Source organism: Vibrio sinus, from assembly GCF_023634645.1.
GTDB classification, from domain to species: domain Bacteria; phylum Pseudomonadota; class Gammaproteobacteria; order Enterobacterales; family Vibrionaceae; genus Vibrio; species Vibrio sinus.
In genome coordinates this window covers 440,319-463,840 of the sequence record NZ_JAMKMR010000001.1, presented here as the reverse complement: position 1 = coordinate 463,840, position 23,522 = coordinate 440,319, and the positions used below count along the sequence as shown (strand labels likewise).

The following is a 23,522-nucleotide window of genomic DNA, read 5'->3' as shown; positions in this document are numbered from 1 at the left end:
GGCTTGGGAATATTAAAACTCAACGCATGTCTGGTTACGTCCGTTTGCTTTTGCTTGATAGAGTGCTTTATCCGCTCGGTAGAATGTTTTCTGAGTATTTTCGCCCAAGATATGTTGAGTAATGCCTATACTGACGGTTAAGCCGCGATCGCCCAATACTTCTTGCCAGTTGAATTGATATACTCGCTCGCGATATCTTTCTGCGTTTGCTCGGGCTTGTTCGATAGTGGTGTTTTCCAAAATAACCAGAAACTCTTCGCCGCCAAATCGGACGCAGGAAGCCTGCTTAGATTTAAAGTGTAGAGCAAGCTCTTGTGATACGGATACGATGGCTTTATCGCCAACTAGGTGGCTCAACTCGTCATTGATGGATTTAAAATGGTCTATATCAACCACCAACAAGATAAACGGTGTTTCATGGAGAAGAAGATCTTTGAGTTTAACGTCAAGCCAGCGTCGATTGTGCAGCATGGTTAGTGGGTCGGTAAACACATCTTGTTGGAGCTGAGCAACGGTTGTCTTTTGGGTTTCTGTGGTCGCTTTCAGCTCACGGTTTTCTAGCTCCGACAAAATAAGCTTGAGTTGTAGTTCATACCGAGACAGTCGCCTAAGCTGCGCAGCACCTAAATCGCCAATGGGGATTTGGCTGATAAGTTCGATTTCCGTATTGTAGGCTTGTTCTTCAAAGTGTAGGGCTTGTTGGAAATCTCCTAAACCTTCATGGAGAAAGCTGAGTGAATCATTGAGGGCTTTTTTCAACACCGGCGAATCGAGTGCGTCCACTTTCTTGCTGACATTTTCCATCAACAGCGTAGTGATATCGAATTTTCTGACTTCATATAGCCCTAAAGCAATTTCGATTTGCAGTAGGTTACTGATATTTTTGGTTTGACCTTCACGCAGATTTTTACGTGCTTCAGCAAGGGCAAGCAGAGACTTTCGATAGTGTTTTTCGTAGCGCAGCAAACGCGCTTGTAAAATACACACTCGAACGGATAGGCTTTTGTCACTAATAAGAATACTCAGTTCAATGCACTCTTTAATGAGTGCTTTCGCTGATTTAAATTTTTTTTGCTTCAAATAACATGACAGTTGATAGATTTTATATTTTAAACGCAGCCGCCGACTTTTAATGGCGTGATCGATGCTGTCAATTTTCTTGTAGTAGTTCAATGCGCGAGCGTAGTCTCCATAGAAGAAACACAAATTTCCCATTCCCATCACGGCTTGGACGTATTGATCAATAAACCCCCTCTCTACAGCGATGATTGAACTGGCAATATATTCATTCAATGCGAGCTGGTAATTGCCCTGCCGAATAAAGGCCTTACTTAGCCAGTGCCTTACGTACAAAACAAATTCGGTATTATCTGGTTGCTCGAGCAGATTTAACGCCAATAGAAGCTCATCGATTGCTTCTTGATACTGTTTCAACTCATGTTGGTATTTAGCGCTGATGACATAACAAAGTGCTCTCTCTGAAGGGGTATCGACAAAATGGTTCCTAACCTTGTCCCAAAATTTGAGCGCGTCCTTGCCGTCTACTGACGTTGCATCTAGCCCCGAATCAGATACTTTCTCAAGCAGGGTATCCATTTGTAGTTGCATCAAAGGGAAGCTCCTCCAATTGTTCTAAAGTAAATGGGAAAGTCAGTATGTTTTGCAGAGATAAGTTGGGTAGTTTTCCACGCAGCCCTTTGCGAGCCCAGGGGTAAAGTTCGATCATTTTAGACAGTATTTTGAATATACTTTGTGCTTCTTGCTCTTTTTCCGACAATAAAATTCCGATCCTTTCTTTGCCTAAAAGAGAAAGTAAATCTTGAGGTCCGCATAAGCAATGGGCAATTTCTGCGCAAATACTTAAGTAACTAGGATCGGGATGACGAATGAGAATGATGCTGTGTTTTGAGTGCCGTAGCTCGGTTTTAAACAACACAAGTTGTTCCCACCAAAATGTTTCCGACACCATTTGATTGAGACGATTTTCTGGGTGGTATTCGTGCTGTTCTCGAATTCGATGAATAAGCTGTCTCGCTTTTTGGGCACATTTGTTTTTTGATTCGCGGGCGGTATCAAGGTTAGCAACAGAGGTTTGCTTTTTAACCATTGCCACCGAGTAACGTCGGTAGGTTTTAAACGCTTTGAGTGCGCGGGATAGGTCGCTTTGTTGCTGCGCAACTTGAGATTGATGAAAGTATATTTGCGAGAGTAATTCGTTGTCTTTAAATTGTTTCGCTGATGCTTCTGCACAGGATAATAGCTCAGCAGCAGTATCAATATTATGCTCGAGTAGTGCAATTTTGGCTAAATTGACGAATGATCGCGCCATGATCCAAACAAGGTTATGTTTTTTTGCCAGCTCATGGGCGTTGACAGCCGCCAGTTTGGCATCATCACTGCGGTTCAATGCGAGGAGTGCTAAGCTTCTAAAGTCCCATACTTCGGCCTGCCACGTTGTGTCTGGCGCGTTACTTAATACTTCCTCTGCGCCATCGAGTACGCTTAGCATTTCGATGAAATTGTTGAGTAAATACAGATCCCAGCTCAGGAGTATGCGGGCTTTGCCTTCAAGGCTTTCGAAGCGCATATTATTCGCTACGGTTACCGCGAGCTCGTGCGTGGATTTTGCCAAGTGATAATCTTGTGTAATACGCCACACATTACCGAGTCCAATTAAGCACTCAATTTGAATTTCGGCATCACCAGTTAGCGAAGAGTGTTCAAGCGCACTGACCCAAAACTTTTGTGCTGAATAATATTTGGCTTGGCCCCAATATTGTAACGCGTGTAGATGTAAGATTTCGGTGCGATAGTCGTCGGTATCAAGAGAATTGAGTTCACTGTTGGCTTTCTTGATGCATTTGAGGCCGTTACGGTAGTCCATCAAACACCAATAACAGCGGGACATGATCATTAAACTGACAATAGAACCTTCTGCAAATCGTATGCGGATTGAGTGCTCGACGTATTGCTTGGCGAGTTCAAGGACGGCTTCTGGCTCAGCACCAATTCGACTCTTTAACTGCTGAATTTCTGCTTCAAGTAGATGCCTCTTTTTATCCACAGCGCCAAGTCCTTTCGCTAGATTCCTTATTCAGTATTAGGGTTAAGTATAAGAAGTGTTTGGGCTTTTGCTTTTATGCCGTATGGCATAAAACAGAAGTAGCTCACAGTATTGATTCAAAAATCGCGCTACTTGAGTAGCTCACACAAGGTGAGAGGATGATCGGCAAGTTTCAGGTGCTGTGCAGCCGTCAGTCCATTTTTATCTTGGTAACACAAGTTGTGCCATGCTCTGAATATATCGAGAAGTGGGAGTATGCCAGCTGGACGAAACTTGCGTCTTGGCTCATTGATAAACGAGGAAAATAGCAGCTGGAAACGATCTTGATAGAACTGGGTTTTCTTCAGCGTGGCTTGTTTTAACCAAAACTCAGGCGCGAAGTTGTCACCCGCGAGGTAACATATACCTTTAGCCGCATTTTTCTGATTGGCAATCGCCCAGCGATCTCGCCACCATCCCATCCGGGCAATATCTATTTTCTTGATGGCTTGTGTGTCTTGCCAGTCCTTATCTTCTTCAACATACAGTAGATCGATGTTCTGCTGTTTAATCCGATTAAGGTTCACACTGATGGCGGCGGAGCGTAGCAGTGGATCTTGCGGCAAATACAAAGAAACTCTGTTCTTGTCATCACACCAATCCAAAATATGCAGATAATGAGCGTGAGAGGTATATTGAGGCCGTATCAGTGTGCCTTTTGTTGGGTAGTGTAATTGGTCGAACTCTTCCATGGGATCTTCGACATTATTTCGCTCTAGGATCGCTTTATAGCGTGCATCGATACGCTCGTGAATACGTTCAAAATGGTGCTCACTCTCATGATGGCGTTCAGATGAATATTTAGTCCCTGGCTTTTTCACTATGCCTTTTTGTATAGGTGTGAAATTTGTGGGTAGCAGACGAGCGTTGTCTTTGTACGGGTCATGCTTTGACTCGAGTGGTGGTGTAATATCAGAAGAGTAGTTGATGTGCTGGCATAGGATGTAGCCACTATTGGCTTCACCAGTTGCGATCCACAGAACCCCATTTTTACTATTTGGTTGAAGCGCTTGAAAGTGAGAGGCTAGCTCATAGGACGTTGAACCATGCATCCAACGTGTGTCAAACTCAGCCAACTTACGTCGACATCGGCTTGAAATCTGCTTTAAGTGGTCATAAAAGGTTTTTGGGTTGATCTGCAGTTTGCGACAAATTTCACGTACTGAATAGCCAGTAAACAACAGACCCAACAGAGCTTCTTGAAAGCTGACTTTTTTGTTTTCTCCAGACCACTTGTCGACAAAGGTCGTATGGCAACTCTTGCAGCGATATCTTTGTCTATCTCCACTGAAGCCAAATGACTGATACAGATGTTGGTGGTTTTGAACGGCGAGGCCGCAATTATGGCAAGATTCGTTTTTACAGGTGGGAAGGCCGTCGCTGTGTTGGTTGCGCAGGCGACGAAGTTCATTTAACACTTCTAGGTTGTTAAGCAAGGGGGGAAAAGCACCGCAGTCTCGGCATATCATCGTAGGTCTATGAGGGTTGGTGTGTTGCAAAATATAATGTTTTGCATCGCTCAATCCAAAGTTGTCACACGCCAATGTTTTACAAAAGTTGAGTTGCAACCCTTCGATTTCTACTGGTAGCCCTTCATTTGGCACTACTTCTCCCCTTATAGAATGTAAGGCCAACCGTGCTTACCGTTGGCCTCGAGTCATTAGATGTTGATTGCCGTTTCTAGTGCAACAACCATCATGTCATTGAATGACTTTTGACGTTTTTCAGAACTTAGCTGTTCATTTTTGATGATGTGATCAGAAACCGTCAGAATAGTGAGTGCTTTTGCGCCAAGATCAGCAGCAACACCATAGATACCAGCTGCTTCCATATCAACACCCAGCATACCGAGTTTTTCTACTTTCTCGTAGATGTCAGTTTGTGGGTGATAGAAGACGTCAGTTGAGAATACATTACCAACTTTTACTTCCACGTCTTGTTTTCTTGCTTCAGCAACTGCCGTTTCTAGCAGGTCAAAATCAGCAATCGCTGCGTAATCATGATCGTTGAAACGCATGCGGTTAATTTTAGAGTCTGTTGACGCACCCATAGCGATCACAACGTCCATCAGGTTGACGTCTTTGCGCACTGCGCCACAGCTACCTACGCGAATAACGTTTTTCACACCATATTCAGCGATCAACTCTTGTACGTAGATACAAGCAGATGGGATACCCATACCATGGCCCATAACAGACACTTTTTTGCCTTTGTATGTGCCAGTGAAGCCAAACATATTGCGAACGTCACATACTTGCTTAACGTCCTCTAGGAATGTTTCAGCAATGTATTTTGCACGTAACGGATCACCAGGCATTAGTACTGTTTCAGCAAAATCACCCATTTGTGCATTAATATGAGGGGTCGTCATAGCGTAGAACTCCAATAAAAGGTTCGTTGTTAATATGGGCTATATTGATATTCAATGACCTTGTCACCCTTAGTCATATAACCGCATATGTTGATTTGGTTTCAATAATTTGAGGAGATACTAGTCATAATTCGCCGTTCTCCCTACGACTTAAGTCACATTTTATTGAGAAATTTATAAAATACTAGCATGTAATAACCAAATTTGTTGATCTTTCTGGCCGATATTTCATCGCTTATTTAAAGGCTGGCTGTTATATGAAATTTGAATGAGAGTAGCCGTGTAGCCTTAGAGGTTGGAGATCATTTACATAATGACGGATAAGGTAACTAGGGGCGATGCCCCTAGCTCAGAGTGAGTTTAAACAGCGGTGACGGCTTGTTTTGGTTTTTTGACCAACTTGACGATGGCTTTAACTAAGAAGCTTAGCGCCAAAAATGCCGATGCGGTGGTCACAATAGTCGCGCCAGATGGCAAGTTGGTATAAAACGAAATCACCAGTCCCACTAAGGTAAATATCAAGCACCATAAGATACTATGTATCATCATGGCTGCTGTCGATTTGACGTATTGAGAGGCCAAATAGGCGGGCATTGTTAATAAAGCAATGACCATGATAATACCCACAACTTGCACCATCACCACACTAGTGATGGCAACCAATACCAACAACGATAGGTAGATGCGCTTGATTTTGACCCCTTTACTTTGTGCAAACTCTGAATCGAAGGCCATTAATACTAAAGAGCGATAATTGTAGATGGTATAGCAGACTACTATCGCGGTTATCGTCAGCATTAGGTAAATGGTATCGATAGGGACGGTGAGAATACTACCGAAAAGATAACTGGCTAAATTCGCGCCATAGCCAGGGGTTAACGCCATTAACATGACCCCCAGAGCCATACCAAATGACCATATTAACCCAACAAAAATCTCAATATGTTCATGCTTTTTAAGACTAATTACGCCTAAAAGTAGTGCGTTCAAGCTAGTAAAAGCTAGTGTCGCTGGCATGATGCTCGTGCTGCCAGTAAAGATAGCCAGCCCCACGCCGCCATACGCAGTATGAACGACGCCGCCAGATAGAAACACCAAGCGATTGACCACGACGAGCACACCAATAATGCCTGCAGCGATGCTAACCAATACCGCTGCCATGATGGCATGCTGGATAAAGTTATAGCTAAGCAATTCAATCATGAATGTTCCTCACAATGTTCAAGCTCGCATTGCGTAGGCTTAATGATTTGATTTTGAATATGTAGGTGATGGCAATTCATACCATAAAGGTGATCCAACATACTTGGTGTGAGCTCGGCGGTTTCTTGCATGCGGATGGTCTGGTTAAGACCGAATACACGATTAATGTTGTGGCTAAGAATACTTAGATCATGACTGACAACCAGTACGGCGATGTCCTCTGGCAGTTTTGCCAATAGCTGGAAAAAGCACGCGGTCATATTTGGGTCAACATTACTGGTTGGCTCATCGAGAATAAGCAGTTTGGGATGCCCCATTAATGCTCTTGCGACCAGGACGCGCTGACGCTGTCCTCCTGATAACTCGGAAAACATACTGCTTTGTATATGCTCAATTTCGAGCACTTCAACCACTTCTCGAAGCCATTCTTTGAGGGCTTTTTTATCCTTATATTGCGCTTTTGTTGTGCCCATGAGAATGACGTCTTTCACACGAATAGGCAGAATAGGTTTCACATGGTGCTGTTGAGGTACGTAACCCACAAGATCAGGTGCTTTACCTGGACGGCGACCAAATAAGCTAATGTTTCCTTGATAGCCTTTTTCTAGGCCCAAAAGCAGTTTTACCAAGGTGGTTTTTCCGCCCCCGTTGGGGCCAAGAAGGGCGCACCTGTCGCCCTTCTTAAGTTTAAAACTGACATCCTTTAGAACCAAGTTGCCTTTATAAGCAAAACTCAGGTTTTGGACGTCGACAATACTTTCCATTTTATCTCAATATGTATAGGTTAAATTGCAGCTGCTTTGAACGCTTTCGCAATAGAGACAAGGTTTTGTCCCCAATCTTCTGCGAGAGGGTTAATGGCGACAACTTTACCACCGATTTCATTCGCGATCACCTTTGCTTGTTGTTTAGAGAATTGTGGTTCAATAAATACAACTTTAATGTGTTCTTTTTTAGCAATATCAATAAGCTGTTTTAAACGTTTAACGCTCGCTTCTTTGCCTTCTTGCTCGATAGGGAATTGGCGTAGACCATAGTCAGCAGCGAAATAGCCCCATGCAGGATGGAAGGTCATAAACTGATTGTCTTTCGCAGGGATCTTTGAAGTAATACTGATAACTTGCTCATCAATTGCATTGATTTCTTTAGCAAACTTCATGTAGTTCTCGCGATAATATTGGGCGTGCTCTGGGTCTGCTTTAGTGAGCGCGTCACGAATGTTCATTGCCTGAATACGCACTAGCGCAGGCGATAGCCAGATGTGTGGGTCTTTGATGCCCGCAGTGCTAGATAGGTGGTGGCCGTGGTCATCAAACTCCATTGGCATTTTTTCTATGCCTTTTTGGGTTTTGACGATGGTCATTTTAGGGTTAGCGCTATGGAATCTTTCTAACCAAGTCGTTTCAAATGGTACGCCAACCGCAAAGTAAAGCTTGCTCTCATGAAGCTTAGTTACCTGCAGAGGGGTTGGATCGTAGTCTTCAGGCTCGGCGCCTGGTGGGACCATAACGTTCACCTCGACATATTTACCGCCAATCTCGTTAACAAAATATTTCTGTGGCACGATGCTCACAGTCACCTGCATAGGTTGTTCCTTAGCAAAAGACTGGAATGCAAACAGGCTAAGCACTGCTGCCAGTAAAGTGAAACGCGAAAACCGAAACTTCATGAAGTACTCCATACTAAATGTTGTCGCTATCCCTTCCGAACTGACATCAACAAAGCGAAGGAATAGCATGTTTATTGATAATGTTGCGAATGTTATAACATAACAATAGTAAAGAAAATGATTTTTTGCCTTTCGAAGAAGATTTCTTTTTCTCAAATTGTTCTTAGTTTCCTCAAGTGCGAAGATGGGTTGATTGTTTAGCTTAAACAAGGCTAACCTTAGGGTATCCAAAGGGAAAAGGTATAAATAAATGTGGACAAGGTTGATTAGACAAGTTGTGATTTTAATGGTGGGTTTGTCGAGCCTGACAGCGCTAGCAGCAACTTATCAATTACCAATGGAAGGCAGCCAAATTGTTGGCCGTACACAATACCACGTTGTCAAAAAAGGGGAGAGCCTAGCCGATATTGCCAAGCAATATGACGTTGGCTTTTTGTCTTTGATGGCAGCAAACAAAGGTGTAGACCCTTTTTTGCCGAAACCCGGTTATGTGCTGACGATTCCAACGAAAATTATTTTACCGAATGTACCGCGAGAAGGGATTGTCATTAATCTGGCTGAGTTAAGGCTTTATTACTTTGAGCCTGACAAAAACATTGTACACATCTTTCCTGTAGGAATTGGGCGGATTGGTCGTGATACGCCAGAAATGGAGACCAGTATAAGTCAAAAAAGAGAGAACCCTACATGGACGCCTCCTGAGTCCATTCGAAAAGAGTATTCTGATAAAGGCATTACATTGCCTAAAATCGTTCCATCTGGCCCAGATAATCCCCTTGGCGATTACGCGTTGCGTTTGGCTTATGGTGTCGGAGACTATCTAATACATGGTACCAACAAGAATTTCGGCATAGGGCTGAGAGTGAGCTCTGGGTGTATTCGCATGGAGCCGAAAGACATCAAATGGTTGTTTGAGCACTCACAAGTTGGTCAAAAGGTAACGATCATTGATGAGCCGATCAAAATGACCTTAGAGCCAGATCGCAGTGTATTCGTTGAAGCGCATGAGCCACTAACAAGAAGCGATGGCAGCAAAAAAATTCTACGTATTCCTCAGGAGCTACGTTGGTGGTTGGATGAATTTCATATGTCTGATGACAAAGTGAAAGCCGTGATTCTTGCCCAAAATGGAGTGCCAGTTGAAATTGCCACTCCTGAGTTTGGGCGTAAGCTTTGATTAAGTAGGGCGCGCCCTAGTGATCGTGCTTTAATTCCGTGACGGCTGCGTCTTTTTCTGCGACGTAAAACACCACGATCTTAGCAGGTATCTTGCCCTCGTTTATACCGTAGTGATAGGTGTCAACCATTTCAATGATGGTGTTGTTTGGTGTCCCTGCTTCCAGGTGGAGTACTTTATCTTTGTTTTCTGTATAGACGGTGAGTTTACCCGAAAGCAGGATGCCTGCATTAATCACTGGGTGTAGATGCACCGGCAGCTTTTCTCCTGGCTCAACGATGATTTCTTTTATCGTAACTTCGGGAGAAGTCAGCGATATGGATGGCAGATCATTACCATTCCATGATTTAGTTGATTTATTTAGATCCACCGAACTTGCTGCGTTCGCTGTTGTTACAAGCAAAGAAAATACGATACCGACAAGTAGCTTTTTCATTGAACTCCCTTCCAATTTACAGTGTTGTTTTTGCTATAGGTTATAGGTTATAGGTTATAGGTGAAGTGAAACATAGGGCGCAGAATGTATATAGATACATGCCCAAATCCAAGGCTATTTATATATATGTGTGATTTCTCTTCAGATAATCTATCTCGCTGGAACTTGCGCTTTTAAGTTGGAGATTTGGTATTGCGATAGGGGAATGTGGAGTGTGCACCATTTAAAATCCTTCCCTAGTGAGAAGATCCGCTAGGGAAGGACGTTAAAGTAGCGAGTTAATCGCTGTCGTGCTAACGATTTTGCAAGTTGGCAAAAATCGACTCTGCGTCAACTACACCTCCAGAGATTGATAAATCGCTAAATGGTACCAAGTCTTGTGGGGAAGATGGATTTTTCACTAGAAGGCCAGGATAAGGGCGAGATTGGTCCATCAACAGCTTTTTCAGCTCAACCGCGGATAAGTCGGGATAGCGGGACCATACCATGGCCGCTACTCCTGAAACCACTGGTGCTGCCATACTGGTGCCACTTTTAACGGCATAAGTATTGTTTGGTGTGGATGACAATATCCGGTAGCCAGGGGCAAAGACATCTACGGTTTCTTTACCATAATTGCTAAAGCTGGCGACCAGAGAGTCATTCGCGTACTGCGCTGAAGCACCGACATCCAGCCATGTCGAGATGGGCCTAGACCATTTGAACTTGGCAAAGCGGTTGGGGAAACTTGGTTTGATATCATTGTCGTTGCTGCTATTACCAGCAGAATGCACTATAAGCACGCCTTTACGTGCGGCATAACGGAATGCGTTGTCGACGATAAACTTGCGAGGGGAATAGCTTTTACCAAAACTCATATTGATGATTTTTGCCCCATTGTCGACCGCATAACGAACAGCGTTGGCGATATCTTTGTCTCTTTCATCACCATTTGGCACCATACGCACTGCCATGATTTGAGCGTAATCGGCTAAACCGTCGATGCCAATGCCGTTATTGCGCTGAGCAGCGATAATCCCAGCTACGTGAGTCCCGTGTGAGCCAACGGGGCCTTTAACATCGTTGTTACCATAGCCCTTTTCCCATGGGTTATTGATATCATCCATGACAATATCCCGACGGGTATCTAACTCTAAGTTGTAGTGATAATCGAGAGAGGTTTGATAACTGTTTTTGCGAGATTCCAAATAATCAAAGGAATACCAAGAATCAAAGATGGTTAATAATCCTTCGGCAGCTTGGACGACTTTTGGATCTGGGTGAGTTAATAACACCTGAAGCCCGTCAACGGTAAAGTCTTTGTGATCGGTAAGCTCAGTGATCGTCTCTTTAAATTGGTTGGCTTGCTCGAGTGTCGTTGTTACGGTTTCTAGAGAGCGTTGATAGTTTGCGACGGCTTCAAGGTATTCCGCTTCAACCTTTTTATAATATTCCCGTTTTCTAGGTGGAATCCATTGCTGATTCTTGACCAACTCAAGATATTTTTTGTATTCACGGGTGACTTCCAATGTATCCTGATCGACATTCACGCCAAAAGAGTTACCCAGAAAATTCCAGCCGTGAATATCATCAACGTAGCCGTTACCATCATCATCAATGCCGTTATCTGGGATTTCGCCCTTATTGGTCCACAATTTGTTCCTTAAATCTTCGTGATCTATGTCCACACCAGAGTCTAGTACTGCAACGATTATCGGTTGTGGTTTCAATGGTGGAATGACTGAGCCATAAACATAGTCGGCGCCTACACCTTGTACATTGGTGTAGTTCGCTGACATATTGAACCAATCTCCCCGTTGTTCAGAGCTCTGAACCAGTGCTCGCATTGAAAATAATGGAACGGATTTGTCTGACTGGCGAGAGTAATCCTCGATAATATTACCTTTTACATCTTTGATAAAAGGAGAGTTAACCGGAACCGGTTCGACAATGACGCTAGCTGAAACCGACGCTGTAGCCATGATGGCAGCAGCAAGGAATGATAGTTTACATCCATTTTTCATTTTAATTACATCCTATTTAATTATGCGCTCGAAAAGCGCACAAAAAGATAAAATGTAACAGCGAGTAAATCATTCATATAGCCAATAAAATGATGTTGAGATCTCATTATTCTCGAAGTTTATTACTCAAACTTTGAGATAAGTTTTATTGATATAATTAACTTTTAAATCAGGTGGTTAATTATTTGGTCCAGAAAAAAGAGATCTAGATGGTGTGTTCTGAACAAGTGGCCTGCATTACTGTCGATCATTTAAACTGAGGCAATGGGTAAGTAGGTAACGTAAAGAGGTTAGATGATAACTAATACATTGTTTTTATTTAGTATTTAATACGGAATAAAGAGGTGGTATGAGTGCGGTATAGTACTTTAAAATTGAATATGTAAGCAAATGTAAAAATAGTTTCTCAGGCCTTAAATACGTACTAGTGTTCATTATCTTTTTGATATATATAAATAAATAGATGATATCACTAAGGCGGAAAGCTAATTTTGCTCTTTATGGGCCCTAGACGGGACAACATTATTCTTTTATATTCGCCGCGATTTAGCATCAGAATAAGAAAGAGCGTGATGAAAACGTTATTAAAATTCAGTCTATTACTAGCAGGTGTAGGTCTAACGTTGACCGGTTGTCAAACCATTAATCCTGCCAATATCAAAACAACAGCGTCTCCACAAACCATTGCGACTGCACAAAAAGATCTAGCGAATATTAAGCATGTTAAAGTGCTTGATAACGGTGTGATTTACTTTGATGAAAGCGTTTTGGGGACTCGCTACATGTGGGATCCTGCGACTTCGCAAACGGCGAGCTATCGCGTCGCTTGTAAGCAATTACGTGATTTTGTGAAAGCGGGCATGGTGGTTCGAGTTAAACTCGAAGGCCTTGGTGGTACAACGCTAGACTACAACGAACAAACTTGTGAAAGCCAAGCGCCAACGAACGCATAGCGGCTGAGAGTAAGAATATTTCAGTAGAAATCTGAAGAGGGCCTAATTAACTTAGGCCCTCTTTATATGAAGCTATTTAGTGTAGGATTGTGCGATGTTGTTAATTCGCTCATTGGCACGAGTGGCTTCTTCTTGAGCGGATTTTGATGTCGCTTGATTCTTTTGAACCTCAGAAGACAACGAATCAACTTTTTGGCTTAATTCATCAACTTTATTGGTCAAAGCGTCTACTTTTGACGCGGTTTCCGTATCCGTTGCTGCACAACCAGCGAGTAGAAGTACAGAAGAAGCTGCAGCTGCCAGAATGATTTTGTTCATATACTGTTCCTTTGTATTAACTAAGTATCAAAAGTCGCCCTACACATTCTTCATTATATAGTGACGAAATAAAGTGTAGACACTATCCTACAAATGACCCACATTTGAAAAGCCAATTTATCCTAACTATTCAAGTAATACCTCGAATTATTGATTGAAGTCTCATTGCTGAGATGAAATTTTATGTGAAATCAAGGCTTGTATGGTGGCTAAATTAGCGTTTTTTACAGGAGTCTCTCGTTTATAACTTGTATCTTTAACGAAACAACACCGACAGTTTTGGCCTTCTTACATTGGTTGAGGTATTATACGCTGCTTTTTATTAGTCTCTCAGTTGCGCTCGCCTCGCATTGGAGAGTCTATGTGAAATTAACATGATTGAGAAACCTTAATAGAGGAGCATCTTTTGCAATTTAAAGAGTTAGGTTTAGACAACCGCCTACTAAAAAACCTTGACCACTATGCTTTTAAGCAAGCGACGGATATCCAACAGCAAGCCATCCCCGTTGCTATTGCAGGCAAAGACTTACTGGCTTCGTCCAAAACTGGTTCAGGGAAAACCTTGGCGTTTGTTCTTCCTATGCTTCATAAATCGCTAAAGAACAAGGCATTTTCTGCACGCGACCCAAGGGGGTTGATACTGGCACCGACTCGTGAATTAGCAAAACAGGTGTATGGTGAGCTTCGTGGTATGCTGGGTGGCTTATCTTATACGGCAGCGCTTATTGTTGGTGGTGAAAACTTTAATGACCAAGTAAAGGCGCTCCGACGTTATCCAAAATTTATCGTCGCAACACCGGGTAGACTGGCCGATCACCTAGAGCATCGTTCATTGTATATCGATGGCTTAGAGACGCTTATTCTTGATGAAGCAGACAGAATGCTTGATCTTGGGTTTGCAGCTGAGCTAAGAAAAATTCACAAGCTTGCAAATCACCGCAGAAGACAGACGTTGATGTTCTCTGCAACTCTTGATCACGCTGAAGTTAACGATATTGCTTCTGAAATGCTCGAAGAGCCAAGACGTATCGCCATTGGTGTATCGAATCAAGAACACAAAGACATTACGCAGAAATTTTACCTGTGTGATCATTTAGATCATAAAGAAGCGCTGCTGAACCGAGTGCTGGAGGAGGCGGATTACCGCCAGGCGATTATTTTTACTGCCACTCGAGATGATACTGATAGGTTGACAGATAAGCTGAACAAGCAAGGCCTAAAGGCGATTGCGTTGAGTGGGAATTTAAACCAAACCCAACGTAACACGATTATGAGCCAGTTTGAGCGTGGCGTGTTCAAAATCTTGGTCACAACCGATGTTGCCTCACGTGGGTTGGATATTGCGAACGTGACGCACGTGATCAACTTTGACATGCCAAAGCACACAGAAGAATACGTCCATCGCGTTGGCCGAACTGGCCGAGCAGGGAACAAGGGTGATGCGGTATCTTTGGTTGGGCCTAAAGACTGGGCGAGCTTTAAACGGGTCGAAACCTATTTACAGCAAGATTTATCTTTTAGCGCATTTGAAGATCTAAAGGGGAAATTTAAAGGGTTGAAACCGAAGAAACCAAACGCCAAAAAAGGCAAATCAACTGGGCAGCATAAGAAAAACGTAAAAACAAAGCATCAAGCTAAGAAGCCAGTAAAACGCGACAAGAGCTTCCATCAAAATGTGTCAGTGGGTGATGCAGTGTTTATACCTAAAAAGAAAGTGGCTCCGAAAGACGATGAATAAGTAGTACAGTCGATAGCATTTCTACAATTCCTTGTAAGCGGTGTCACCAGTGTGATGCCGCTTTTTATTGCGTATTTACATCCTACAACAAGTGGTTAGAATACTGTTATCGATTCACCTAAAGTGGTCACACTTTACTAACGAAATACAAGGAGGATTCTATGTCTATGTGGTGTTCAGTAACCCCACGTTGTTTTGGCGATCGAGTTCGCTCAAGAGTTTTAGATATCGCGCTGCGATAATCTCGACTTGAGCGAAACATTAAATAACGACGTTCACGTCATTCGAGTACTTTCTCTCAAGCTCACAGGATTATTGTCAGCTCTATGACAACGGCCTTGTATGGCCAAAATTCTTGAGAAAATTATGAGTACTTTATTAACTGCGCAATCCCTTACTCTTTCCTATACGTCAAGCACACTCTTCAGTGGACTCAACTTTACTATCAATAAGTACGACAAAATTGGTCTGATTGGACACAATGGTTGTGGTAAAAGCTCGTTACTAAAACTCTTGGCAGGTACTTTGGAGGCCAGCCATGGCACGGTGGCGAAAGCCAATCACTGCATGATGAGATATGTAGAGCAGCATATTCCCGTATCGCTGCACTCTGCCTCGGTATTGTCCGCGCTAACGGTTCAATTAGCCGATGATGAGCATTGGCGAGCAGAACTTTTGCTTGATGAGCTAGGATTTAATTTATCGGAAAGGGAAATGCCTGTGGCAAATTGCAGTGGCGGTCAGCAGATGAGGCTGTTGCTTGCCCGAGCAATCATACACCAACCTGACTTACTGTTGTTGGATGAGCCAAGTAACCACCTTGATTTACCTTCTCTAATCTGGCTAGAGAAATTTCTTTCGTCATGGAAAGGCAGTTTTGTGATTGTGTCCCATGATCAGATCTTGCTAGATTCGGTAACCAATACGACCTGGATTCTACGTGATCAGTGTCTACACCATTTCTCCATGCCTTGCTCCAAAGCGCGACAAGCTTTACTGGAAAAAGACGAAACCGACAGGTTACGTCATTTATCTGAGCAAAAGGAAATTGACCGCATTGAGAAGAGCGCCAAGCGGCTGGCTGTTTGGGGGCAAGTCTACGATAACGAGGATTTGGCCAGAAAAGCCAAAACCATGATGGCGAGAAAGGAGCGTTTGGAAGAAGAACAAACGGTGTTAAGTCAAGGCGCACCTTGGGTGCTTAAGTTACATGGAGAGGCGTTACCCGCTGATCGCTTGGTAGCAATCAAGCCTTATCATGTGACACCGCCTAATAGCGGTGAGCCACTTTTTGAGATGGGAGAAATACGAATCAAAAGTGGCGACCGTATTGCTGTATTGGGTGGAAACGGTTGTGGAAAATCGACCTTACTTAACCATCTGCATGGAGCATATAACGCAGGTGATTTGACGTCAGTGACGTTTCACCATCGATGTCGTTTGGGGTATTACGATCAGTCACTGCAGCAGCTGCGCGATCAAGATACGCTCAGTGATGCTCTTGTCTCTTTTGGCGCGACCAACTCAGAGCAGTGTAAGCGCGCACTTATTCGAGCAGGATTTGGCTATGAAAGACATCAGCAAACGGTCGATTCACTGAGCGGCGGTGAACGTGCTCGCCTGTTATTTATAGGTTTAACACTTGCTCGTCATCACCTTTTGTTCCTTGATGAGCCGACGAACCATCTTGATATGGAGGGTAAGGAAGAACTCATCCAAACCCTGACTGAGTTTCAAGGTGCTGCATTGTTGGTTAGCCATGACCGTAGCTTGATTGAGCAAAGTTGTAATCGATTTTGGCTAATACAAAATGGCCAACTGGTGGAATATCTTTCAGCGGAGGAAGTGTATTTCCAAATGGCGCTTCAGTACCCGGAAATATTAAATAACGGCGAAAAGGGAAAAGAACAGCCAATGCAGGAGGGGATAGATAGTCCAATATCCACTCAAGATCAGTTACTTGAACGATTGATTGAGTTGGAGTCTTTATTGGAAAACGATCTCAACAGGCGAGCTAAGCATCAAAAGCCAAACTTACAGAAACAATGGCGAGAAGAAATCGACTCGATTAACACGCAATTACAATTGTGAAGAGGAGAATGTAAATATCAAATGCAAAGGCGAATTCAGCCTTTGCATTTTTTCAATAGTGCCTGTCCTTCTTACAATGGTGCCTGTCCCTTTAGCAAACATCAGAAGGTGCGCAGCAAGATCACGTTTTATTAAATGGCCTGTTCCGGCAAATTGACCCTCTGCCGTTTGTACCCTACGTTTTGAAGTAAATGTTGAATATTTGTTCGATAACACGTTGAAATAAAAATCGATTTATTTATCGATACATGCTTCCTCGGAGTATTATACCCCCTTATGAAACAATTCTCCTTGTTGTTAATTCCTCTTTTTTTCGCACCTGAAGCTAGGGCGGCGAGTAACAATGGCAATGTTACTTTTGAGGGCTCCCTTGGCGTGTTAAATGGATCATCAACAGAGTTGGTGTATGAAAGCTCGGGCAGAAAGCTTAGCCAACTTGATTGGGAAATTGAGGATGTGCCAATTATCAAATTGGGTATCATCTGGGACGTCGAGTCAGACTTAACACTTCAAGGACGTATTTGGTCAGTACTCACGAGCAATGGAGACGCTCATATGGAGGACAGAGACTGGCAGGATGCGAATCAATCTTCTCCGACCGATATTTCAATTCATCCTGACACCAAGTTACGACATGCGTTTGAAATCGACTTAAACTCTATCTATTGGTTTGTACAACAAGTCAACTATAAAGTCGGGCTACTCAGCGGTTATCAGTATAACGAATTCAAATGGGACGGAATAGGCGGGACTTTTTCTTACAATAACGGCGCAAATGTTGGTTCTTTTGCCGATGTTGTTGTAATCGATTACAAGCAACAATACAGCGTATTTTACTTAGGTCTCGCTGGAGAATACACCTTGGGATCCCGATCTGAATTTGCCACCTCTGTGAAATGGAGTCCATGGGTATATGCCAAGGATGTAGACAACCACTATTTACGTAATTTGAGGTTTTATGATGACAGTAATGAGCTGTCTAATTTTGTCTCACTGTCAGTTAACTATGGTTATCGCTTTTCTTCTCAAACTAAGATTTACGCTGAATATGTTTACACTAAGTATTTTGAAGCACGAGCGGATACCACAACAGTTAACACCAGCACAGGCGCGACCTCTTTCTCACCAAATGCCGCCGGCTTAGACAATGAACACTCAACGGTCTCTATTGGTTTGAACTATTTGTTTTAGTTCGTATACGGGACAGGCACTAAAAAATAGCCAATGTGGGGTAATGTGGGGTATAGGGGACAGACGCCTAAATGTGGCCAAAGTATGACTTTTAATGTTGTGTGTAGCATGTTGACTTCTCTTTGATTTCTTTTTCTTCACCACTTTGCAAACTATTCAATATCCAATACGAAATACGGAAGTGAATAGAATGACCACTGCGCGAAAGCAATTGATTTGCCTTGAATCTACCGCCTATTACCATTGCGTATCGCGTTGCGTGCGTCGCTCTTATTTATGCGGTGAAGATGAGTTAACAGGGAAGAGCTACGAGCATCGGAGAGCTTGGGTTGAAGAAAAAATCTATCAACTTGCGGATATCTATTGTGTGGATATCTGCGCCTATGCTGTGATGAGCAATCATTACCATCTCGTCGTTTATCTCGATAAGGAGGGAGCTGATACCCTGACGAAGTTGCGGGTTGTACAACGATGGGGACAAAATCATCGCCTACCATTATTGGTTGAGCGCTGGTTGCGTGGTGAGGTGAGTAACCAAGCTGAACGAGAGTCGGTAGAGATCTTAATTGAAGAGTGGCGTAGACGACTCTACAGCCTCAGTTGGTTTATGAAAGAGCTGAATTTTTATATCGCTTGCCGAGCGAACCAAGAAGACGGATGTAAAGGCCATTTTTGGGAAGGTCGTTTCAAAAGCCAAGCGTTGATGGATGAACAAGCTTTGATAGCGGCTATGGCGTACGTAGATCTAAACCCAGTGCGAGCAGGAATTGAAGAAATGCCAGAAACTTCTGCACACACATCGATAAAGGCACGGGTTAGCGCTTTAAAGCGAGACCAGGCATTTGTGTCAGGATTAGCCGACTTCATAGGCAATAAAAATAATGAGCAGATAAAAGGACTTCCTTTCCGTCTCATCGACTACCTAACGTTGGTGGATTGGAGCGCTCGTCAATATCGAGAGGGGAAAGCTTCTCTTAAAGAGAGTACTCCCTCTATCTTGAATCGGCTGAATTTAACCACCAAGCAGTGGATGCTAGCCTGTACACAATTGGAGAAAGCCAGAGCTAGCTCGATTGGTTGCGCACGCAGTCTAGCAATGCAAAAGCGGCAAACGAGCCGGAAACGTATCCATTCGTTTTGTTTGGATGGCTAGGTGGTAGTCTCAATACAGCTTAATGAGCAAGTTCTTCTCTAGAAAGCGCCCGATATTTCATGCTTTAACTAATTTATCTTCAGTAACAATTCAGTAAATAGCTCTGATTTCGTTGAGCTATGTCCTAGCCCAAAACAACTCATAAATTCGACGCTACTCAGTGCTGGTGCTGTACTTTTGATCTGATATTTAGGTGAGTGTCCTTATAAGGCCTATACCAAAGAAAAGTGTGTGTCCTCTTTTGGCATGGGATGGAAGGTGTATGTCCTTTAATAAGCTTTGAAGGTGTATGTCCTTTTAAAAAAGGAGCGCTCCTTATTTATAAAAAAGTTAATAAATTCATATTGTTGCGTAATTTTTATATATGCATTATGTTACATTTTCGTTTAGAACATCAAATTTATCAATGTGCATTAACTTGTTAAATAAAAAGGAAAATATAAATGACTAAAGTTAAAAGTTACAGCGGAGTCGAATTTTGCAATTAGAACAACAAACCACAGCTCAAACACCCAAGCTGATTCGAAGCCAAGTATTCAATGTTACAACGATCACTTTTCTAGGCCAGTTCGCATCTTATGCAATTATATCGGTCTTTATTCTGTTTTTAACCCTGCCGGTGGTGAAAGATGGATTGGGGATGACAGAATCTCAAGCGTACGAGTTCATGGGGGTTACTCAAGCGATGGGGTATCTAATGCCATTCATAGGTGGCATGATTATCGATAGATACCTAGGTATCCGCCGTGGTATCACATGGGGTGTCTCTCTATTAGCTATCGCTTACGCTCTTGTTTATGTGGGCAGCAGTTACGTGCACGTATTTGGTACTCAGGCTTTCATCTTGGCTTACGCACTAGTGCCAGTTGTTAATGCTCTGGTCATGTCTCCCTCTTCGGCATTGGTCAGTCGAATCTATAAAGACGATGATGTTGGTAGCAAGTCTGGAATGACATATTACTACATGGCAATCAACGTAGGCTCGCTCATCGGTATCGGGCTTGCACCTATGTTGATGAACAGCCACCTTGGCGTGATGTCAGTTCTGGCTTTAGTTGTGGTAGGTAAGGCCTTAGCGGCTATGAACTTCATCGTTAAACGTAAGCTCTACGACAACGTAGTAGATAATATGGATAAATCGAAAATGACGTTAAAACGTCTTATTCCGGTTTTAGCTTTTTTGGTCATTGGTTATTTGGTGACTTATGTTACTTTCCTTAAGCCGCATCTAAGCACTTATCTGATTGGGCTCGGTTGTACGGTAGGTATCCTGTTGTTCTGTGCACGAACCATGATGCTAAAAGGCGTGGATAGAACCAAACAACTGGTAGCGGCCTTTTTGATACTTGTTGCTATCGTTTTCTTTGTTCTATATAACCAAATGGCGACAACCATGGTTATGTTTATCAAGAATAACACTGACTTGAAGATATTGGGCGTCAAACTGGAGGCAGCTCAGTTCCAAATGATCAATCCTATCATCATCTTAGCAGTAGGTAGCTTGTTGCCTCGTTTCTATAGGAAATTTAAAGGGTTCACTATTCCTTATCAGTTTTCAGTCGGCGTGATTTTAGCTGGATTGGCGATTCTAGTCCTTTGGCTAGGGGCTGAATCTGGTTACGCGACAGGCATTTCTAGTGGCAACTATGTTGCACTCTCCTACTTATTAATCACCATAGCAGAGCTTTTTGTTAGTGCGGTTGGCCTATCTATGATTGGTCTGTACTGTCACCCAAGAATGATTGCCTTTGCGATGGGGGCTTGGTACTTGGCGTCATCGATGTCAAATTTGATTTCTGGCCAGCTTGGTAAGCTCGTAGCTGTAGCGCATGGCACAGATAAACTGTCTTCCATCCATAACTACGGCGACTACTTTTTGAACATGAGCCTCGTGGCATTTGTAACTGGCGTGGCTCTTTGGTTTGTCATGCGTTATTTACAAAACTCCCTTCGCAATAAAGGCATTGCCATCGTCTAGAGGTTCCGCCCTCCTTTCTAAGGAGGGCCTATTTTGGGGATATTATCTCAGCATACTGGAATAGACTTGCAAGCCTTTTTCGGTAAGCGAATAGACTCGTCCTTGTTCTTTTTCGACCAGGCCACAATTGACCAGTTGTTTGAGGTGAAAGTTGAATTTGGTATGGTCCTCCACACCGACAACGCGGCACAAATCCATAAATTTCAATTTACGGTGTGCTTTCAGCTGTTTGACCGCCATTCGCCGAATTGGGTTGGATAAGGCATTGAATATGAGATCGTCACTTCTTTCATCTATAGGTGTTTTGGGCGCGCGCTCCGCGTGTACCCGCTTTAATGTGATGGATAAAGTCGCGAGATTAAACGGTTTGGTAAGGAACTCGTCCGCGCCTTTTTTCATTGCATCAACCGCAATATCGACCGTTGCAAATGCTGTGGTGATAATGACCCCCATATTAGGGTGAAGTCGCCTTAAGGTGCTCAACGCTTCAATGCCTGTCATGCCAGACATGACCACATCAAATAGAGCAATATCAAAATGGTCATTTGCGGCTGCATCGAGTGCGTCTTCTGCATTGGTGTATGCGGAAACGTCGAATGATTCTAAAGTCAGCGCTTCAATCAATACTTCTCTTAATTGTTCATCGTCTTCAGCGAGAAGCAGTTTCAGTGTCATTAGATTTCCCTTGGTATTTGAATTTCAACGGTCAAGCCACCTTCACTGTTGGACAGTGTGAACGTACCGTTATGTTGTAAAATAATTTGTTTGGCAATGGCTAATCCCATTCCGGTGCCTTCTCCTTTCGGCTTTGTGGTAAAAAAGGGTTGTGTCGCTTTATCTATCAAACTTATTGGTAATCCGCCTGCATGATCGACCACTCGCACCGTTGCATTAAGCTTATCTTGGTGCCCTTCGACGCGTAGATATTTTTTGCTCGTACTTGCATCAATTGAGTTGGCAATAAGGTTACTAACGACTTGCTCTAGTAAACCTTCATCACCAAGAATTATAAGATCACGGTCTACATCCAAATCAACGTGAAAATCAGTGAGTCGATATTGGTTGAGTGAAAGTGAAGATTCGATAATGGCGTGTAAATACACGGGTTTTCGCTGTAGAGGCTTGTGGTGAGCGTAACTTAGCACCTCTTGGCTGATTTCTGCAGCGCGAGATAGCCCATAGCGAATTCTATCCAGCTGCCTTAGACAGTCTTCATTCTCAGGCACTTGATTAGCCAGTAAATCGCAGCTCATCATCGCGCTACTGATTGGCGTTTTGATCTCGTGGGCCACTGCTGAAGTGAGTTCGCCTAATTCTTTTAGCTTAGCGTCTTGCAAAGACTGGTTGAGTGCGCCTTGCAGCTGTTTGTCTCTTTCGTCATCAAATATTCTCAATGCATACCATAACGTCACCAGTAGGGCAGCAGCAGAAAAGACGCGCAGTGTTAACACCCATAATCCCAGTTCCGTAGTAAAGATGCCAGATGAGACTCCGTAAGTTATCAGTGCTAGCCCAGTTAACTTGAACGGGATCGATGAGCCGTGTCCATCAAACTCCAGTGAAATGGCGTAGTTGTACAGAGCACAGCCTGCCAGCAAACTTGCGCCGAAACTGAAAATAAGCCGTATCTGTATTTCCGTGTGGTGGACAAAAAAAGTAAAGCTTTCATCTGAGTAACGCAAAATAATATTCACCACGAATAGGGTTAATACTGCGATAACCAAGGTCCTCACCCAGGCTTTATAGCGCCAACTGGTGAGAGCTACCAATTTCCAAGCGAAAATGCCTAAAACAATGTAAGAAAGCCATAATTTTAGCAGTTTAAATAAAGTTAAAGCTGGGGATGGAAAAAACTCATGTTGATAAATAAGCAGGTATAACTCAGACCACTCGTGAATGGCATGAATGAGCCCAAACGCAGCAAAAATCGGTAAAGCTGAGGCGAGACGGATTTGGCTATATGCTAAGTTTCTGAATAGTATGGCGAAAAATATGGCGAAAAACATCAGGCCATAAAGCAGGTAAATTTTGAAGATAACTAGCATATCCATACGGCAAGTCTAATCGACACTGAGTGTAACATCAATATCCGTATGACTCTCGATAACGATAGGAAAGTGATATTACTGTTGATGCAT

19 protein-coding genes are annotated in these 23,522 nt (G+C 43.1%); 7 read left to right on the top strand and 12 right to left on the bottom strand.

Going from position 1 to position 23,522, the window contains the following annotated elements; all coding sequences use genetic code 11:
- Nucleotides 1–12 precede the first annotated feature (12 nt).
- From M9194_RS01995 to M9194_RS01965, 7 genes are all read right to left on the bottom strand, one after another.
- Nucleotides 13–1,596, bottom strand: coding sequence for a tetratricopeptide repeat-containing diguanylate cyclase (locus tag M9194_RS01995; protein ID WP_250610786.1), 1,584 nt, complete (start codon nt 1,594–1,596; stop codon nt 13–15).
- The gene (locus tag M9194_RS01990; protein WP_250610657.1) at nt 1,580–3,064 is read right to left on the bottom strand and encodes a hypothetical protein; all 1,485 of its coding nucleotides are present in this window, start codon (nt 3,062–3,064) and stop codon (nt 1,580–1,582) included. Before M9194_RS01990 ends, M9194_RS01995 begins: the two co-directional genes overlap by 17 nt.
- Nucleotides 3,065–3,192: 128 nt before the next feature.
- Nucleotides 3,193–4,707, bottom strand: a complete 1,515-nt coding sequence (locus tag M9194_RS01985; protein WP_250610655.1) for a lactate dehydrogenase — start codon at nt 4,705–4,707, stop codon at nt 3,193–3,195.
- 56 nt (nt 4,708–4,763) lie between these two features.
- Nucleotides 4,764–5,474, bottom strand: a complete 711-nt coding sequence (gene deoD / locus M9194_RS01980; RefSeq protein ID WP_250610654.1) for a purine-nucleoside phosphorylase — start codon at nt 5,472–5,474, stop codon at nt 4,764–4,766.
- A gap of 360 nt (nt 5,475–5,834) precedes the next feature.
- Entirely contained in the window at nt 5,835–6,677 is an 843-nt protein-coding gene (locus tag M9194_RS01975; RefSeq protein ID WP_250610653.1) for a metal ABC transporter permease, read from the bottom strand.
- Nucleotides 6,674–7,441, bottom strand: coding sequence for a metal ABC transporter ATP-binding protein (locus M9194_RS01970; protein ID WP_250610652.1), 768 nt, complete (start codon nt 7,439–7,441; stop codon nt 6,674–6,676). Before M9194_RS01970 ends, M9194_RS01975 begins: the two co-directional genes overlap by 4 nt.
- Nucleotides 7,442–7,461: 20 nt before the next feature.
- Entirely contained in the window at nt 7,462–8,346 is an 885-nt protein-coding gene (locus M9194_RS01965) for a metal ABC transporter solute-binding protein, Zn/Mn family (RefSeq protein ID WP_250610651.1), read from the bottom strand.
- Between the two features lie 250 nt (nt 8,347–8,596).
- Here M9194_RS01965 and M9194_RS01960 point away from each other — a divergent pair, with 250 nt between their 5' ends.
- Nucleotides 8,597–9,523, top strand: a complete 927-nt coding sequence (locus M9194_RS01960) for a L,D-transpeptidase family protein (protein WP_250610650.1) — start codon at nt 8,597–8,599, stop codon at nt 9,521–9,523.
- 16 nt (nt 9,524–9,539) lie between these two features.
- Here the strand turns inward: M9194_RS01960 and M9194_RS01955 are convergent, their stop codons facing one another.
- On the bottom strand, nt 9,540–9,959 hold the full coding sequence (locus M9194_RS01955; protein WP_250610648.1) for a cupin domain-containing protein: 420 nt from the start codon (nt 9,957–9,959) through the stop codon (nt 9,540–9,542).
- 293 nt (nt 9,960–10,252) lie between these two features.
- On the bottom strand, nt 10,253–11,962 hold the full coding sequence (locus M9194_RS01950; protein WP_250610647.1) for a S8 family peptidase: 1,710 nt from the start codon (nt 11,960–11,962) through the stop codon (nt 10,253–10,255).
- Nucleotides 11,963–12,534: 572 nt separating this feature from the next.
- On the opposite strand from M9194_RS01950, the gene M9194_RS01945 reads away from it, so the two are divergent.
- Complete coding sequence (locus M9194_RS01945; RefSeq protein WP_250610646.1) at nt 12,535–12,915, top strand: hypothetical protein; 381 nt, start codon at nt 12,535–12,537, stop codon at nt 12,913–12,915.
- Between the two features lie 72 nt (nt 12,916–12,987).
- On the opposite strand, the gene M9194_RS01940 is transcribed toward M9194_RS01945, so the two are convergent.
- Nucleotides 12,988–13,233, bottom strand: a complete 246-nt coding sequence (locus tag M9194_RS01940; protein ID WP_250610645.1) for an Lpp/OprI family alanine-zipper lipoprotein — start codon at nt 13,231–13,233, stop codon at nt 12,988–12,990.
- Between the two features lie 406 nt (nt 13,234–13,639).
- Between M9194_RS01940 and M9194_RS01935 the strand changes: the two genes are divergently transcribed.
- From M9194_RS01935 to M9194_RS01915, 5 genes are all read left to right on the top strand, one after another.
- Nucleotides 13,640–14,971 carry a DEAD/DEAH box helicase gene (locus tag M9194_RS01935; protein WP_250610644.1) on the top strand — a complete coding sequence of 444 codons (1,332 nt, stop codon included), beginning with the start codon at nt 13,640–13,642 and terminating at the stop codon, nt 14,969–14,971.
- Nucleotides 14,972–15,337: 366 nt separating this feature from the next.
- Nucleotides 15,338–17,062, top strand: coding sequence for an ABC-F family ATP-binding cassette domain-containing protein (locus M9194_RS01930; protein WP_250610643.1), 1,725 nt, complete (start codon nt 15,338–15,340; stop codon nt 17,060–17,062).
- Between the two features lie 276 nt (nt 17,063–17,338).
- Entirely contained in the window at nt 17,339–18,253 is a 915-nt protein-coding gene (locus M9194_RS01925) for an omptin family outer membrane protease (RefSeq protein ID WP_250610642.1), read from the top strand.
- A gap of 190 nt (nt 18,254–18,443) precedes the next feature.
- Complete coding sequence (locus M9194_RS01920) at nt 18,444–19,406, top strand: transposase (RefSeq protein ID WP_250610641.1); 963 nt, start codon at nt 18,444–18,446, stop codon at nt 19,404–19,406.
- Nucleotides 19,407–19,884: 478 nt separating this feature from the next.
- On the top strand, nt 19,885–21,384 hold the full coding sequence (locus tag M9194_RS01915; RefSeq protein ID WP_250610640.1) for a peptide MFS transporter: 1,500 nt from the start codon (nt 19,885–19,887) through the stop codon (nt 21,382–21,384).
- A gap of 42 nt (nt 21,385–21,426) precedes the next feature.
- Here M9194_RS01915 and M9194_RS01910 read toward each other — a convergent pair whose 3' ends face one another.
- On the bottom strand, nt 21,427–22,059 hold the full coding sequence (locus tag M9194_RS01910) for a response regulator (protein WP_250610639.1): 633 nt from the start codon (nt 22,057–22,059) through the stop codon (nt 21,427–21,429).
- Complete coding sequence (locus M9194_RS01905) at nt 22,059–23,435, bottom strand: sensor histidine kinase (RefSeq protein ID WP_250610638.1); 1,377 nt, start codon at nt 23,433–23,435, stop codon at nt 22,059–22,061. The genes M9194_RS01910 and M9194_RS01905 overlap by 1 nt, the downstream gene beginning before the upstream one ends.
- Nucleotides 23,436–23,522 lie beyond the last annotated feature (87 nt).

Coding starts and splice junctions, on each gene's coding strand:
- M9194_RS01995 (WP_250610786.1), bottom strand. CDS start 1,596: ATGGATACCCTGCTTGAGAAAGTATCTGATTCGGGGCTAGATGCAACG.
- deoD (WP_250610654.1), bottom strand. CDS start 5,474: ATGACGACCCCTCATATTAATGCACAAATGGGTGATTTTGCTGAAACA.
- M9194_RS01975 (WP_250610653.1), bottom strand. CDS start 6,677: ATGATTGAATTGCTTAGCTATAACTTTATCCAGCATGCCATCATGGCA.
- M9194_RS01970 (WP_250610652.1), bottom strand. CDS start 7,441: ATGGAAAGTATTGTCGACGTCCAAAACCTGAGTTTTGCTTATAAAGGC.
- M9194_RS01965 (WP_250610651.1), bottom strand. CDS start 8,346: ATGAAGTTTCGGTTTTCGCGTTTCACTTTACTGGCAGCAGTGCTTAGC.
- M9194_RS01960 (WP_250610650.1), top strand. CDS start 8,597: ATGTGGACAAGGTTGATTAGACAAGTTGTGATTTTAATGGTGGGTTTG.
- M9194_RS01955 (WP_250610648.1), bottom strand. CDS start 9,959: ATGAAAAAGCTACTTGTCGGTATCGTATTTTCTTTGCTTGTAACAACA.
- M9194_RS01950 (WP_250610647.1), bottom strand. CDS start 11,962: ATGAAAAATGGATGTAAACTATCATTCCTTGCTGCTGCCATCATGGCT.
- M9194_RS01945 (WP_250610646.1), top strand. CDS start 12,535: ATGAAAACGTTATTAAAATTCAGTCTATTACTAGCAGGTGTAGGTCTA.
- M9194_RS01940 (WP_250610645.1), bottom strand. CDS start 13,233: ATGAACAAAATCATTCTGGCAGCTGCAGCTTCTTCTGTACTTCTACTC.
- M9194_RS01930 (WP_250610643.1), top strand. CDS start 15,338: ATGAGTACTTTATTAACTGCGCAATCCCTTACTCTTTCCTATACGTCA.
- M9194_RS01925 (WP_250610642.1), top strand. CDS start 17,339: ATGAAACAATTCTCCTTGTTGTTAATTCCTCTTTTTTTCGCACCTGAA.
- M9194_RS01920 (WP_250610641.1), top strand. CDS start 18,444: ATGACCACTGCGCGAAAGCAATTGATTTGCCTTGAATCTACCGCCTAT.
- M9194_RS01910 (WP_250610639.1), bottom strand. CDS start 22,059: ATGACACTGAAACTGCTTCTCGCTGAAGACGATGAACAATTAAGAGAA.
- M9194_RS01905 (WP_250610638.1), bottom strand. CDS start 23,435: ATGGATATGCTAGTTATCTTCAAAATTTACCTGCTTTATGGCCTGATG.